The sequence below is a fragment of the Rahnella selenatireducens genome (assembly GCF_046449555.1).
Taxonomy (GTDB): Bacteria; Pseudomonadota; Gammaproteobacteria; order Enterobacterales; family Enterobacteriaceae; genus Rahnella; species Rahnella selenatireducens.
In genome coordinates this window covers 1-14,720 of record NZ_JBKEZJ010000016.1, presented here as the reverse complement: position 1 = coordinate 14,720, position 14,720 = coordinate 1, and the positions used below count along the sequence as shown (strand labels likewise).

Annotated in this window: 13 protein-coding genes and 1 pseudogene; 10 read left to right on the top strand and 4 right to left on the bottom strand. The window is 45.6% G+C overall.

The features are described from left to right. Positions 1-623: 623 nt before the first annotated feature. The 4 genes from ACLBVC_RS20950 to ACLBVC_RS20935 all read left to right on the top strand — a co-directional run bounded on the left by ACLBVC_RS20950 (position 624) and on the right by ACLBVC_RS20935 (position 5,019). The gene (locus tag ACLBVC_RS20950) at positions 624-806 is read left to right on the top strand and encodes a hypothetical protein (RefSeq protein WP_192938236.1); all 183 of its coding nucleotides are present in this window, start codon (positions 624-626) and stop codon (positions 804-806) included. A gap of 1,493 nt (positions 807-2,299) precedes the next feature. Continuing rightward, positions 2,300-3,208, top strand: coding sequence for a transcriptional regulator GcvA (gcvA, locus tag ACLBVC_RS20945; protein WP_410151214.1), 909 nt, complete (start codon positions 2,300-2,302; stop codon positions 3,206-3,208). 75 nt (positions 3,209-3,283) lie between these two features. Further along, positions 3,284-4,111 carry a DMT family transporter gene (locus tag ACLBVC_RS20940; RefSeq protein ID WP_410151213.1) on the top strand — a complete coding sequence of 276 codons (828 nt, stop codon included), beginning with the start codon at positions 3,284-3,286 and terminating at the stop codon, positions 4,109-4,111. A 17-nt stretch (positions 4,112-4,128) separates the two neighbouring features. Then, complete coding sequence (locus ACLBVC_RS20935) at positions 4,129-5,019, top strand: oxidoreductase (protein WP_195815896.1); 891 nt, start codon at positions 4,129-4,131, stop codon at positions 5,017-5,019. Between the two features lie 921 nt (positions 5,020-5,940). Here ACLBVC_RS20935 and ACLBVC_RS20930 read toward each other — a convergent pair. Continuing rightward, positions 5,941-7,143, bottom strand: a complete 1,203-nt coding sequence (locus ACLBVC_RS20930) for an MFS transporter (RefSeq protein WP_195815897.1) — start codon at positions 7,141-7,143, stop codon at positions 5,941-5,943. 63 nt (positions 7,144-7,206) lie between these two features. Here ACLBVC_RS20930 and ACLBVC_RS20925 point away from each other — a divergent pair, with 63 nt between their 5' ends. From ACLBVC_RS20925 to ACLBVC_RS20915, 3 genes are all read left to right on the top strand, one after another. Beyond that, positions 7,207-8,211, top strand: a complete 1,005-nt coding sequence (locus ACLBVC_RS20925) for an AraC family transcriptional regulator (protein ID WP_195815898.1) — start codon at positions 7,207-7,209, stop codon at positions 8,209-8,211. Between the two features lie 307 nt (positions 8,212-8,518). Then, the gene (locus ACLBVC_RS20920; RefSeq protein ID WP_195815899.1) at positions 8,519-9,013 is read left to right on the top strand and encodes a GNAT family N-acetyltransferase; all 495 of its coding nucleotides are present in this window, start codon (positions 8,519-8,521) and stop codon (positions 9,011-9,013) included. A 595-nt stretch (positions 9,014-9,608) separates the two neighbouring features. Beyond that, the gene (locus tag ACLBVC_RS20915; RefSeq protein ID WP_410151212.1) at positions 9,609-9,929 is read left to right on the top strand and encodes a hypothetical protein; all 321 of its coding nucleotides are present in this window, start codon (positions 9,609-9,611) and stop codon (positions 9,927-9,929) included. Between the two features lie 469 nt (positions 9,930-10,398). On the opposite strand, the gene ACLBVC_RS20910 is transcribed toward ACLBVC_RS20915, so the two are convergent. After that, positions 10,399-10,890 carry a DUF2938 domain-containing protein gene (locus ACLBVC_RS20910; RefSeq protein WP_104925367.1) on the bottom strand — a complete coding sequence of 164 codons (492 nt, stop codon included), beginning with the start codon at positions 10,888-10,890 and terminating at the stop codon, positions 10,399-10,401. A 66-nt stretch (positions 10,891-10,956) separates the two neighbouring features. Here ACLBVC_RS20910 and ACLBVC_RS20905 point away from each other — a divergent pair, with 66 nt between their 5' ends. Together ACLBVC_RS20905 and ACLBVC_RS20900 are read left to right on the top strand one after the other, a co-directional pair. After that, positions 10,957-11,355 (top strand): helix-turn-helix domain-containing protein, encoded by a 399-nt coding sequence (locus ACLBVC_RS20905; protein ID WP_104925368.1) that lies wholly within the window; start codon positions 10,957-10,959, stop codon positions 11,353-11,355. Between the two features lie 328 nt (positions 11,356-11,683). Beyond that, on the top strand, positions 11,684-12,421 hold the full coding sequence (locus tag ACLBVC_RS20900) for a metallophosphoesterase (protein WP_410151211.1): 738 nt from the start codon (positions 11,684-11,686) through the stop codon (positions 12,419-12,421). A gap of 122 nt (positions 12,422-12,543) precedes the next feature. Here ACLBVC_RS20900 and ACLBVC_RS20895 read toward each other — a convergent pair. Next, positions 12,544-13,146, bottom strand: a pseudogene (locus ACLBVC_RS20895) (site-specific integrase). A 410-nt stretch (positions 13,147-13,556) separates the two neighbouring features. Here ACLBVC_RS20895 and ACLBVC_RS20890 point away from each other — a divergent pair. Continuing rightward, positions 13,557-13,799: a hypothetical protein gene (locus ACLBVC_RS20890; protein WP_229893632.1), complete on the top strand. Its 243-nt coding sequence runs from the start codon at positions 13,557-13,559 to the stop codon at positions 13,797-13,799. A 68-nt stretch (positions 13,800-13,867) separates the two neighbouring features. Here the strand turns inward: ACLBVC_RS20890 and ACLBVC_RS20885 are convergent, their stop codons facing one another. Further along, positions 13,868-14,485, bottom strand: coding sequence for a LysE family translocator (locus ACLBVC_RS20885; protein ID WP_410151210.1), 618 nt, complete (start codon positions 14,483-14,485; stop codon positions 13,868-13,870). Between the last annotated feature and the right edge of the window lie 235 nt (positions 14,486-14,720).

Sequence of the window (14,720 nt, the reverse complement as noted above, 5' to 3'; positions counted from 1 at the left end):
ATAAATGGTCTAAGCTAGCCATGAATCCCAGCCAAAAAGTGTGTGCTTTGCACAGGTGAGTTGATTAAGAAACATTCAATTCAACTTTTTTGATACACCCTCCAAACCGTGAATAGGAAATGAGACTTCGCGTTCGCACATGATATTGCTACGGCTCATCTCTATCCCCATCGAAGTCAATCCTAATCATCTAAATAGAGCGAAAATAACAGTACTATAAGATTCAAATGCGTAAGGCGAACGCCAGAGCCCTGCCCTTCCTATTGGCTTCCGAACTAGCCGCCTCTTTTATGCTTTCAACTCATTTGCAGTAACTACTTAAGTTCTCTCAAATAGTTAATCACTTGAACATGCAAGTATTAAGTCTTCTTGGCGGTTTAAATTCCCTGTTATCAAATAGCGCTAAAAGCTCTTTTTTTGTTACCTCACGTCCACATGATGCACAGTTTAAGCTGAGAAAGTTTTCCTCAAAATCAAAAAACTCTGGTTGCTTAAGAAACTCGCATCTGCAGACATAACAAATAAAAAATTCAAGAAAATTGTCTGCATTCATTGCACACCCCTTTTTATGGTAGATTTAAGAGCAGGATAGAATTTGAATGTGTATTTCGGGGAGCAATACAATGAACAAAGATGGTCAGTCAATCTTGCTAAAAGCGACACAAGGACAGTTATGCTCTGAGGATCGCTACAAAGGTAAGCAGGTCATTTCTGTCCTCGATGTTGCCCTTGATGTGATAAATGATTTAGAACAAGAAATAAATAGGTTGAACGCTATAATCCGACAGATTGAAGGCAAAAACTAACCTACTCCCCATCAAAAAACACGCCAAGTATGGGCATAACTTAGAGTGTATAGAACAGCATTTAATGGCAAAACTCAAATACCGTAACAGTCAGTTTTATGTATTACGAATCCCTGATATGGTTAAGATGTTGTGATGAATCCCACCTATGCGGTAGGGCATAAACAGCTAATTTCTTTCAGTTGTGCGGAAATGCGAACCATGGTTAGCTGGCCGACGGTTCACCGGGAGGCACCCGGCATCGCAACACAAAGCTTGTGGGTTTACCACGATTTATCTTTGAGTTACGAAAAGCTCTCTGCCATTTCACTAATTAAGCGTCTCGCAAATCCTAGCTAAGGTCATCGACCTCTTTTACATACATTACCGTCATTTGAATGCATTGCTGCTTTTCGTCTGATGAGCGAGTAATTTGGCTACGCCTATAATCTTCTGTGGCAACTGCTTGGATGCCCTTTCTACTCTACTTGCGGGTATTGATAGATCTTAGATCTGAATTAGGAGAAATAATGATTTTTGCCGCGTAGTTTTTATGATGGTGTACGCCACGACTGATGAACCGGATGATAGTTCATGCATTCAAAATGCGGAAAAGCAGTGCCCTATTTTTGTAATAACTGTTGGTGGTTAAAGTTTCAAATAGAGGAAGACAATTTCTAAGCCACAAGGGTAAACCGGCTAAACAGTTTTAGCTGAGTTTGTGCTGGGCAACCTAGAGAGAGTCATACCCTTCTCTCGAAGCTGCATCAGGAACTTACCCATTTACCCGAAAACGGCATGCAGTAAATTTTCTTACAAAGAACCCGTGTTAACGACGGGCTAAGTATCAAAGCTATCAATATTGCTTAATTTGGAAGGTAGTCACTCCGTCCACTTCAAAGATAAGCCAATACTCAGCGATTCACCACGTGACAGATAAAAAAAGAGCCCGTTGTTTAGGCGGGCTATATTCAAGGATTAGAATGCTAGTAGTCTTGGCAGACCTGCTGATCTTTTGTCAGCTGAACAAAGCATAGTTGGTATTCTGATAGAGATTATTAATTTTTCTAAAGTAAAAATCCTAGGACAACTTTTCAGTTACATTAAGATGACTTTTTCCAGATCATCGGGAGGTTCTCATGGATATTCCAAATCCAGTCTTTGAGGAAGCATGTAGGCTAATCGGGGAGTGCTGCGTAATGCTTGCGCAGAATGGGGAAGAAATCAGCCGTAACCGGATAGCATTAAGACTTGAACGAGTTCAAGAGTCGGCGATAACGATAACCGGTAGGCCGAATGATGCGCTGTGTCAGGCTATAGACAGACTTAAAGGTCTTTAACTGCCCTAAGTTGGATAGTCTTATTGCCAATATATAGAAGCGGCGTACCACTACGGTATTCTGATAGTTGTAAAGAAAATCTTGGGCCCGATTAGAGAATATTTGTGTACTTTTTCTCCATCGACTAGAACCAAGCTTACCCTTTATGAGCATTCACTCAGTAACAGGAACTACATGAAACGTGATCTCCCCCCTACAGCCACATTGCGCACTTTCGAGGTCGCTACCCGGCACATCACGTTTACGTCAGCCGCAGAGGAGTTATTCATTACGCAAAGTGCTGTCAGCCATCAGCTCAAAAATCTCGAGGAAATCTGGGGGCTGCAACTCTTTCAGCGAGGTAAAACTTTGCGCCTTACGCCTGCTGGCGCAGCCCTTGCCCCTTTGGTACGCGAATTCTTCAGTAAACTCGAAACCACACTTGTCGACCTGCGTGAACAAAATGGGCGTGTACGTTTGCGCGTCAGCACCACCTATTCTTTTGCGCTTAAGTGGCTGTTACCCCGCTTGCCTGACCTGGCTCTCCTACATCCGGAAATTCTGGTTACAATCGAAAACACCGATAACGCTATTAGATTCGCGAACGGAGATGCCGATTTGGCAATCCGTTTTGGGAACGGTAATTATCCTGCGCTACATTCAGAGTTTATGTTCCGTGAACAGCTCTTTCCGGTGGCAAGCCCTTCCCTTTTACAGCGTTTTGGTATTCCGAATGCCCCTGGCGAATTGTTACGTTACCCGCTCCTTACTCGTGACGGTGCTGACCTGGTACCAAAATGGGACACATGGTTCAAGAAAGTGGGCATCAATACGGATGTACTCCACGAGAATGTGCGCTTCGCTGACACCAATATGACTATTGAAGCAGCCTTACTAGGCCAGGGCATTGCATTGGCGAGAAGCGGGCACGTTGAAAAAGAAATCCGTGAAGGAAGCTTGGTCCGATTATTTGACGTAATATTCCCCTCACCTGTTGCTTACTACTTGGTCTGTCCGGAAGGCACAGAAACTCAGCCGCATATACTTAAATTCCGCAACTGGCTTCTCGCTCAGTCACAGCAAGCTCAGCTTAGCTACAGTTAATGTATGAGCGTTTACTCATTCTTCAATGACAACAATTCACTTCAAATCGGGGCAGATGCTGTTTAGCATCAAGACATGCCCACTCATATTATTTTACTGACGTTGTTCGCCGCCCTCCTGCACGCGAGTTGGAATGCCTTACTCCGCGGCGGTTCTGACCGGTTGTGGTCGATGACCATAATGTGTGTAGCGATCGCGTGTAGCTGCGTCATTATCGCTCCATTCCTTCCGCTGCCCACCGGCGAGAGCGTTAAATATGCGGTGTTATCGGCTTTGCTGCATGTCGGCTACAACCTGTGTTTAGTTCGCAGTTACCAAAGCGGAGATCTCGGGAAAACCTACCCAATTGCACGGGGTTCTTCGCCCCTGATGGTGACCTTTGGAGCAGCAATTTTTGCAGGGGAAAAAATTGTCTCAACTACGTTTGTCGGTATCGGGCTGATCTCGAGTGGGATTATGTTACTTGCTATAAGAAGTCCTAAAGTGCCGGTGCGAGACCTCAAATTTCCCCTCGCTACCGGGGCGTTTATCGCCGCCTATAGCGTTGTGGATGGGTTAGGTGCGCGCGTCTCAGGCAATTCTTTCTCTTATACCGTGTGGATGAGCATGTTGTGGGGTGCGCTGATGCCTGTGTTCTTTATCATCCTGCGCGACAAAAAAAGTTTACTGCGCTGGCGTCCTGGTTTATTTGGTGCGGCAGTTGGTGGGCTTGTATTGTTATTGGCTTACGGCCTCATCATTTATGCCATGATGGCCGCACCTATGGGAGGCGTGTCAGCTCTACGCGAAACAAGCGTACTTTTTGCTGTTGTTCTGGGGTATCTGTTTTTGGGGGAAAAGTTAACGTTGAGAAAAATGCTGGCGTGTACGGTGATCGTAATCGGAACGTTTATGATGGGTTAACATCAGGAGAAATCGATATGTCTGGCCTTCCAACCATTGCTCTTATTGGACCCGGCGCGATTGGTACTACAGTTGCTGCATTGCTTCATGAAGTTGACCGTACACCAATGCTTTGCGGACGTACCGCGCATCCACAATTAGTTTTGCATCACGATGAGGGGAAAATAATCGTGCCAGGCCCGGTGTTGAACAATCCTTCAATTGTCAGGCATCCGATGGACCTGGTCTTTGTTGCGGTAAAAACTACCCAGGTGGCTGATAGCGCTGGTTGGCTGGCCGCGTTGTGTGATGAAAACACTGTAATATGTGCCCTGCAAAACGGCGTGGAGCAGAAAACTCTTCTGGAGCCCTTCGTTAACGGGGCAACAGTGCTCCCATCTGTTGTGTGGTTTCCAGCACAGCGTGAATCCGATACTTCTGTCCGACTTCGCGCAAAACCCCGACTAACCCTACCGGATGTGCCACTTGCACAACTTGTCACTGACGCGCTCAGCGGCACGCGTTGCACGGTTGAGTTGTCATCTGATTTTGTGTCGCTTGCATGGCGTAAGCTACTGCAGAATGCGGTTGCGGGCCTGATGGTGCTTACAAATCGCCATGCAGGGATATTCTCACGAGAAGATATTACACAATTGGCCCTAGCTTATTTACACGAATGCCTAATCGTTGCACGTGCACAAGGGGCTGTGCTTCAAGATAGTGTCCTGCAGGAGATTGTTAACGGTTTTCAGCGTGCGCCCGCAGATCTAGGCACCTCTATACTTGCCGACCGGAAGGCTAACCGGCCGCTTGAATGGGATATACGTAACGGTGTCATTCAGCGTTATGGCCACTCAAAGGGTATCCCAACTCCCATTAGTGACATCCTGGTACCATTATTGGCGGCGGGGAGCGAGGGACCGGGCTGACTCCAATTACCTCCAGGGAGTTAGACAAAAAACGGCATTAATATGACCTAAATACTCAGGCTATTACGGGTTTGAATAATGTCATCACTTGTGGCTCTCGCATTGCAGAGCGATCCAAAGGCAAAAAGTATAAGAAGCGGCTAGATAGAAAGTCCGTAAGCGTATCATTCAGACCGTCGTTCATCTCGGGGTCACATTCGCTACCATGAATACTTTCGCGGACGTGGTCAATATCGCGCACAGAAACACGCCCTATATCTCGATGAGCATGCGTTTTAGTGACGCTATCACTTCCCGAGAAATCGCGGCAAAGCTGAAAATCAGCTCATCAGCTACGTATATGATCTTCACGCGCTTCCTACGCACCAGTATATCATGGCCCCTATCTGAAGATTACACACCGTAAAAACTCGTAGTTGACTCTACACTTTTAACCTTGAGATGAATCTGCCTGTTAAAAAGCCCCGGCCGACTGGACAATAGAGTTCAAAATTCACATGGATGAACTCAGCTGAGCCTGCAGCCCGGCTATTGTGTCGCTGCTCTTGCATGGGAAAATAGCATTAATGTCAACCTGATTTTCAACTGACGCAACCACTCAGCACCGGCGTACTCGCCCCGGATCCTAGCCTCGGGGTTATCGCGGTAAACTTGGGATCTCTTACTTGTGCCATGAAGGCTAACAGAACGAAAACGTACACCAAGAAGGTAACATTGGGGTGTCTTAATCATCGGGGGGAGGACACTTAACATGGTAATTGTCTGTCCACTATTGGTACAAAAGGGGACAAGCGAGTAAGATCAGCTAGGAACTGACTAGCGAATTAAACGGAAAGGCATAGGAAGTCTCGTTACTTTTTGTTCAGGCCAGCAACCTGATTCCGCTGGCCTTCATTTGAAACTTTGTTACAGGGGAAGTGGTCAGGTCAGCGCGACCCTCACCTTTAGTCCGATAATAAGCGTGGCAAAAAACATTATGCAACCAGCGGTGATGAAAACACCTGTAACGCCGCTGATACCAAAGATTAATCCCCCCCACGCAGCACCCGCAGCAATTGAAGATTGAACTGCTGCGACTACCATACCGCCAGCGGTTTCAGCCTGATCGGGTACGGAACGCGCTACCCAGTTTGACCACGCAACGGGTACGCCACCAAATGCCATCCCCCACAGGGCGACGAGCATCATCAATCCTATTTCCTCTAGTGGCAGCAAAATCATGCTTAATGCCGCTAAACCGACAAGCGCTGGCATGAGTATCAGGGTAAGACGCAGGCTTCTCTCCATCAGCCACCCAGCCAGCAGCGTACCGATAAAATTAGCGATGCCAAATCCAAGTAGTATCAGAGACAAACGATCCACATCAAGTTTGACAATATTTTCAAGAGCCGGACGAATATAGGTAAACAGTGCATACTGACCAGTATGGGCAATTACACACCCCGTCATTCCCATCGCAATACCTGGGCGGCGGAGTAACTCCATGACAGATGCTGTTACCATCATTCTACGCGGAGCCATTCCTGGAAGGGTAAATAGCTGAAAGAGTAGAGTCAGCACGCCTACCCCGGTTGCAGCGATAAAAGCACTACGCCAGCCATAAAGCCCACCTAAATAGCTCCCCAGTGGGATCGAAACTACGGTACCGACAGCAATACCGCTAAAGATAATGGAGAGCGCGCGCGGAACGCTTTTAGCAGGGACCAGACGCATAGCTACGGCAGCAGCCATACTCCAGAAACCTCCCAGTGCGATGCCCAGCAAAATGCGCATGACTAACAGTACGGCCAGACTGGATGAAAGCGCGACAAGTAGATTGGAGGCAATCATCAGCATGGTAAAACCAAGCAAAACATTTCGGCGATCATAATTACGCGTCAGGCGGGGAACCATCAGACCAGCAAACAAGGCCACCACAGCCGTTACCGTTACAGCCTGACCAGCAAGAGCTTCTGTCACACGGAGATCGGCCGCCATGGGTGTCAACAGGCTGGCAGGAAGATATTCCGCAGTCAGTAAGCCAAACACGCCCATAGTCAGTGAAATAATGGCCATCCATGCGGATTCTTTGGGTTCCGAACTATTCAAACTAGCGGATACAACTTCAGTTGCTTCATTTCTCATAACACACTCTTCTTGGACAAAAAATTACAACTCCAAGTCTAGAGTCGAGTCGCTGGACGATCTATGATGCCCTATCCTGATTTTTTACCAGAAACTCCGAATATGCATCTGAATAAACATTTTGCCCTGTCATCCGAGCTCATCAGTGAATTGCTGCTGGAAATGCGCCTACGTGGCGTGCAGTATCGCCGTTTACAGACTGGCTCTGAATTCGGCATCGGTTTTAGCAACAGGCCGGGGCATGCCTATTTTCATTACATCGCTGTGGGAACTGCTCTGCTTCGCACACGCGATGGTATGTTGCACGAACTGAAAGCCGGAAGCATGGTATTCATGCCGCAGGGTGAGGATCATGAGCTCGTATCGGATGTCAGCAGTTCATTTCAACATATCGACACGTTAGGCTCTGCTCCTTTAGGCGAAGCCGTCAGCGGAATCAATACGTGCCCGAGTTCGAATCCGACACCCAGCACGGTTCTGTTTTATGGCTGTATGGAGTTCGATCTCGGTGGAATGCAAGGTCTTGGTAAACTGATGCCACAAGCCATAGTGGTTGAGGCAAATGAACAGATTTATCCAGGGTTGGTCCCCATTCTGGGCGCGATGAAATTTGAAATTTGTTCCGGGCGAGCAGGCTTCGCGGGCATTCTGGCACGCCTCGCAGAAGTGGCGGCCGCTATGATTGTGCGTGGATGGATAGAAAACGGCAGCGAAAACGCCGCTGGCCTGATCGCTGCGTTACGTGATCCACGACTTGCCCGTGCTATCCTGGCCATTCATCGCGATACATGTCGGGAGTGGTCTGTTGCTGAACTTGCTGCCCAGTCACATGTGTCACGTTCTGTTTTTGCAGAACGCTTTAAATCAATCATCGGCATACCACCCCTGCGCTATGCAAGGGAGGTGCGAATGCGTATCGCAGGTCACTGGATAATTCATGATAAGATCTCAATTGACACCGTTGCTCTACGCCTCGGCTATGCCTCACAGGCTGCGTTTAGCAGAGCTTTTAAGCGCATCAATGGATATCCGCCAGGGGCTATGCGTCAGCGAAAGGCAATACACTAATTGAGTGAATGTGATTGCTGAATTAACTGTAGGAGACAGCTCTCAACATTAAATACTGAGCGCAAACGTCTTTCATCATTCAAAGTATCCCAATTTACTCAATGTCCGCTTCCTGCACGAACCAAACATGCTGAAATGAGTCTTCCGGAAAGAGCGAAGAGCAGACCTCGCATCTCAATACGATTTATTTTTACACTACCGAACAGATTTCTGAGTCAACGAAGAGCAAGCTACACTGACATATTGAAAATTCGCAAAATCTTAGTCGTTGGATTATGCTGCAGATAGTTTTTAAAGGGGTCATTATATGAGCAATAGAGTAAGTTTACATTCTGCAGTCTATCATAGACAGATCGTTGAAAATCTATTTCGATATTACGTTTACGACCTCTCTGAGTTCAGTCGAGGCCCATGTAATAACGATGGAAGTTATAGTTTTAAGTCGTCATCACTTGATCCCCACTATAGCCGTAATGACCATTGGCCGTATTTAGTTTATTGCGGTGAGGAACTCGCTGGCTTCTGTCTGGTTAGACTCTATCCCTATGATTTACAGCGTTATGATATTGATCAATTTTTTATTATTCGTAAGTTCAGAGGAATGGGCGTTGCTAAAGAGGCATTTCGTCTTGCAGTATCTGATAGGCCTGGACTGTGGCAAACAAGGGTAATGCTGAAAAATACATCGGCATTGCAGTTCTGGCGTTCGGCGGTTAATTCAGTCAGCGATGGTAATTTTCAGGAGAGGATTCTGGCTGATTATGATTTAGACATGCATTTCTTTTTATATGAAATAATATAAGTGTTTTTGCAGTTAAATAAGTATAAATAAAGGAATAATCGTCACGTTTTTAAAAGAGAATTTCGCCGTTGATGAATATCATTTGATCAAAAGCACTCTTAGTCAATATTTCTCTCAATCTGACCTGCTTCTATTGATGAACGCACCGCGAATTTAATATGGTCCATTTTTCGCACAAAGCAGACAGCAGACAGCAGACAGCAGACAGCAGACAGCTGAGTGAATCCCGTCAGAAATGGGTGAGGAACGGAAATCAGGAATGCATACTCTCATCGATGAGTCTTGAATCCTGGGGAGCATGTCAAAACGATTGGTTGCATGTTTGTCTACGCCGACCCGACAACATGAGTGATTAAATGAATACTGAAAGTTGTTAATTGCATGGTAATTATTCTACCTATGTTTTCATTTTTTTCACGTTTTTTTTAACATCATCAGTTCTTCAGGATCTTGTTAGCCGGTTAGTGCCGTTTATTTCTCAGAATATTCAATGCGATAACCTTATACGCATCTATAAATGGCGACTGGTTTAATTAATGTTTCATTCCAGTTTGTAAAATAGAGACTAGCCAAATATATAAGGATTATTCTTCACATGAAAACATCAATAATTACCACCACTATTTTAATTGGTTCTTTGTTAAGCGGTTGCGCTGTGCAAAATGATAAAACACAGTTTCAAGGCTTGGGCTTGATATATCAATCCGATGTCAAAAAGCTAGAAAATGGTGACTATCTAACTGAAGTAGAGGCAGCGCCTGCTGCAGGCCGCATACAAGGTGCTATTGGGACTGCAACTAAAAAGGCTTCTGATTTATGTAGGGTACAAAACAAATCTATGAAAGAAGTTAAAACTGAAATTGATACACACTTACTTGTTAATGGCGTTGCTCGCCTGACGTTCAAATGCATTTAAATATTCCTATTTATAAAACTGAGAGCCGTTATTAAACAGGCTCTCTATGGGCATATTATTATTGTGACTAAGTGGTAATGTAATTATTCGCTACAAACGTGCTATTCGCTTTTAGAGATTTTCTGATATTTTATCCCTTCCCAATATCGGTGTCAGGATAAATCAGAGATCCGGGCCTGTTGATTCCTTCCCTGTTTATAACTAATTAGTGTTCCGATAGATCGTATCGTTCAGCCTTATCTGAAGTTAGCTGTTTACTATGAACAAAAACGATGAGTAGGAATTTTAATACATGCCTGAGCCGTTAACACAATGTCTGCGGTATCTCATCGGCGCCAAGAGCGAAGAGCGGACATTAAAATTCTCCGCAGATTAATAATTCTTAGTCACCCCAGCTTACCAAAACAACGACAAGGCTAGTTCCAGACGATAAGTGTAGGTGTTGTGACTCTTGAACAGCTCAATGTTGCTATGACAATGACGCCATAACAGCTGTAATGCCATATAACCCGATACCATACGAAAGGTGCGTAATCAGGCTTAAAAGACGCGCCACCCATGGGCGAGGTGTACGTGAGGCAGCGATACCAAAGCCAAACGCGGGTTGCAAAATTAAGAACGGAGCAATCAAAGTTAACAAACCTGTTAACATGCCCATGAAGAGCGAGGGGTCAATGAGCCAGCCTCTTCCGTAAAGCAAAAGTGGTATAACCGCAAAAAGTATTCCGATTAGATAATGGAATACCCAGCCAGTAAGATTCTCCCCTGGTATCCGTGATGCTGAAAGAATGGTGTGATGCCTGAATTTTCCTTGTGGAAGCAATAAAATCCAGCGACCTACCAGCGCATAATCTAATGGTGGAATTTTTAAAATAAGCTTTTGACATAACGACCACCAATCCATGACCAGTGTTGCTCCAATGCCCGCTATGACGGTTTTGAAAAAAATGATGATATCCAAAGCGTACTCCTTCTTATTAATGACATAATAATCATTGTGCAACTTAAAGTGAGGTTTAAGTCAACAATGAAAGAACTGGATATCAGGGAAATCGCAGACCGTACCGGAGTTACCCCGTCTGCATTGCGATATTACGAAAAGAAAGGTCTAATCAAACCTGTTGGCCGTAATGGCCTCAGAAGGCAGTACAATGAAAACGTTATCAATAAACTACAATTGATCGCGCTTGGGCAGGCAGCAGGGTTTTCTCTTAATGAAATAGCGACGATGTTTAGTCCAGAGAACAAACTCGCATTGAACCGCGTACAGCTTCTTCAACGAGCAAAGGACATCGACGGCACTATCCGCAAACTCCAGTTGTTAAGCCGGGGACTGAAACATGTAGCATGTTGTACGAAGACTGAGCATTCCGAATGTGAGGAATTCAAAAGAATTGTCTCAAGAGGGCTGCGACTCGTCAGGTAAATTATTCTAAGGTCCCGTGTTATGAGCTATATCCGCTTCTGGCACAAATCGGACCTGTGCAAAGTTCGTTAGGTTCGCTGTGAGCGAGGAGCGGACGTTAGACATCCCTGCTAACATTGGCTCTGAGTAGTCAGAATTGAACTTAGCGATTCATTGTGAATTACTGAACGCCTTTGCAGCCAGTCTGATTCGCCGCAACTTTTTGAATTACTGATCCTAATTAATCTGTCCATTGTTGCCATAGTGGTGAAAAACATGAAATTTTAAACCGGATTCATGGTTATGAATCACGATTTTGTTCCACACACAATAATCGTATGAGGTTTTTATGCTGATAGTGCAGGTTTCAGACATTCACGCCTCACCCGAAAATGACCATCTGTTTCGGTTTGATCAGGTACTAAATTGGCTTACGTATCTGCAGCCGGACGTACTGGTAATTACAGGTGATCTAACAGATGGGCATTGGCAGGAAGGTTATATAAAGATAGCTGACCGTCTGAATCAGCAAAATTTCCCTTCGTTGGTCCTGCCGGGTAACTCAGACGACCGCTGTCTGGTGCGTTCTGTTTGGGATGAGAACAAATGGGCGCACGATGCCCAAGGAGAGGCCCTGCACTTCATTCATAACATTGGTGGCATTCGCCTGATTGGTCTGGATTCGACGATTGATTATAAGGATTACGGCAGTGTGACAGACCATCTGGAATGGTTGGATAATCAACTTAGCGCCGCATGCAGCCCTCCGTCATTGCTGTTTATGCACCATCACGTATTTGCATCTGGCATACCAACGCTAGATGAAACGATGTGCAGAGGTCTGCCTGAGATGGAAGATTTGATTAGACGCGCCCCGTCCAGACTACTCGCCATTTCTTCAGGCCATGTCCACAGACCAATAGCGGGTACGTTTGCGGGCATACCTGCCTACATTTGTGGCTCCGTTTGCCCGGCTAATCCTGTCTGGTTTGGAACAGTAAACGCTCCTCCTGCGAATGACCCGCCAGCATTGATGGTTCACCGCTACGTCAGTAAATCCATTACCAATCATCACGTTTGCGTTTAACTGGTATTCAGAAAAGCATAGACCTCATAGAAAACGACCTGATCCCCAGTGATCAACACGTAATGTTGTGCGGGAGCAATGTCTGCTCCTGGCACAGGGCTGCTGTTGCAGCCCTGACAACCTTAGACTTCAATCGATTCAGAGATCTCTAACGCATCATCGACTTCAATGCCCAGATAACGGACTGTGCTTTCCAGTTTCTTATGGCCCAACAGAAGTTGGATGACCCGGAGATTCTTGGTTTTCTTGTATATCAGGTAAGGTTTTGTTCTTCTCATCGAATGTGTGCTGTAATGCGAAGCTTTGAGACCAAGCTTTTCTACCCACCCATGAAAAATTCGGCTGTATTGCCGGGTTGATATGTGCCGGTTAGTTCCGATCCGAGACCGAAACAAGAAGTCTTTACTGTGCAAATTGCCAAGCTTTATCAATGCAGCAACAGCTTCTCTTGTCCCTTTGGTTATCTCAAATTGCACAGGGCTACCGGTTTTCTATTGCAGCACCGTTGATCTGCTTGAAACCGAGCTACCATATGCAACATCAGATACTTTGAGGTTCACCAGATCACAGCCTCGTAGCTTACTGTCTAAGGCCATATTGAACAGAGCTAAATCACGCGTTTTACCTTCCAGTTCAAGCCGGATTCGGATCCCCCAGATATGAGATATCTGAAGTGGTCTTTTTTGGCCTATGATACGGCCTTTGTGCCACGGTGACATGTTCATACTCAAATCTTCTGCAATGTTGGAGATTTGAGTATGGTTGTCCCTTATGAGCGAAGAACGGACATCGTTTTTTGAGAAGGATAACTGTTATGATAAATTCTGATGGAGAGGCATTCAATTGATAGAAATCGGCGAAGGCGATAAGAGGGAGATGTGATGTTTACCCCGGAGTTTATTAATGAAGAGCAAGGAGAGTTTCTACTTGTAGCCAGCCATAGCCTGTCATCTACGGAGTCAATAAGACTCAGTATTGCGTATAATATTGCCAGAATATCTTACGGACTATCGCAGGTTCCATCGCACATACAAACTTGTCGGCTCGTTTATGATATCAGAGGACAATCAATCTCTAAGCTGGTCTTGGACCAGATTAAACAAGCATTTGAGCAGCTAGCCATTGTGGAGTTTAAATGCTGATGGGGCTTCAGTTAATTGTAAAAGCAGAACGTAAGCATATAGATAAATCGTTGGGTTCACTGACTTTAGAATGTGAAATATTCGCTATCTCTGATGGCCTTTTCGGCATTTCAATTCCAGAGCGAACTCTCTCATCCATGGGTGAAGATGTTGTTCTACAAAAACTTGCACTACTCAAGCGTTTTGACCTTTGGCAGGGGAACTGGCAAGAGCCAAAGAGGCGTTGGCTCTGGTGAGTTTCAGCTTTGAGCGAGGAGCGGACATGAACACTTCGGATCACTAGACGACATCCTACTTGTCAGACTCACTTCAACAGCAGTCGTATTCCCAAAAAGGCCATAAAGCCTCCGCTTAGTTTATCTAAAAACTTACGGTATTTAATGTAAGCCTGACGTGGCCCGTCAGTTGATAATAAGCATGCAACGACGGCATACCAGAGCACATCAATAACGAATGCCATTGTGGGCAGGATGATGTACATAACAGGCTGAATATTTTTGCTAAGCGTTGCGGAAAAAATACTGGCAAACACCAGTGCGGTATGGGGATTGCTGATTTGCGTAAAAACGCCAGTCATAAAAGCTTTTGAGATGCTTACTTCCTCTGTACCGGCAGAATCATTAAAACGATTTGAAGGACGACGAAACATTTTCAACGCCAGCCATAAAAGATAGCAACTGCCTGCAACCTTAAGTCCTGTGTAAAGTGATGGGACCAAAGTCAGCAGGGTGTGAAGACCGGCTAACGCTATGGCAGCAAAAACAGACGCACCAAACCCCATACCTGCAGCAACAGATAAAGCCGCCCGTCTCGAACTGGACATGGCCATTCGTGCGACGAGAAGAAAGCTAACTCCCGGGCTCATTGCGCCAAACAGGATAGCTGCGCCAATAGCAGAAACCGCGATCAAATCACTTGTCATTCATCTTCTCCATCATTAATCAGTGTCAGACAGCTCCCTCATTGCGCGAACCGCACACCTTATGAACCGCTCCCGGTTAACAACATAACACTATGCCAACAATGTCCGCTATTGGCACAGAGCGGACCTGCGCACTGCACGATTCACATTGAACGAGAAGAGGACGCCTTAGAGATAGTTTGAGAAAACGGACAGTTGTCGCTATCCGGCTATGAGCATTGAATCAAAGTCCGAA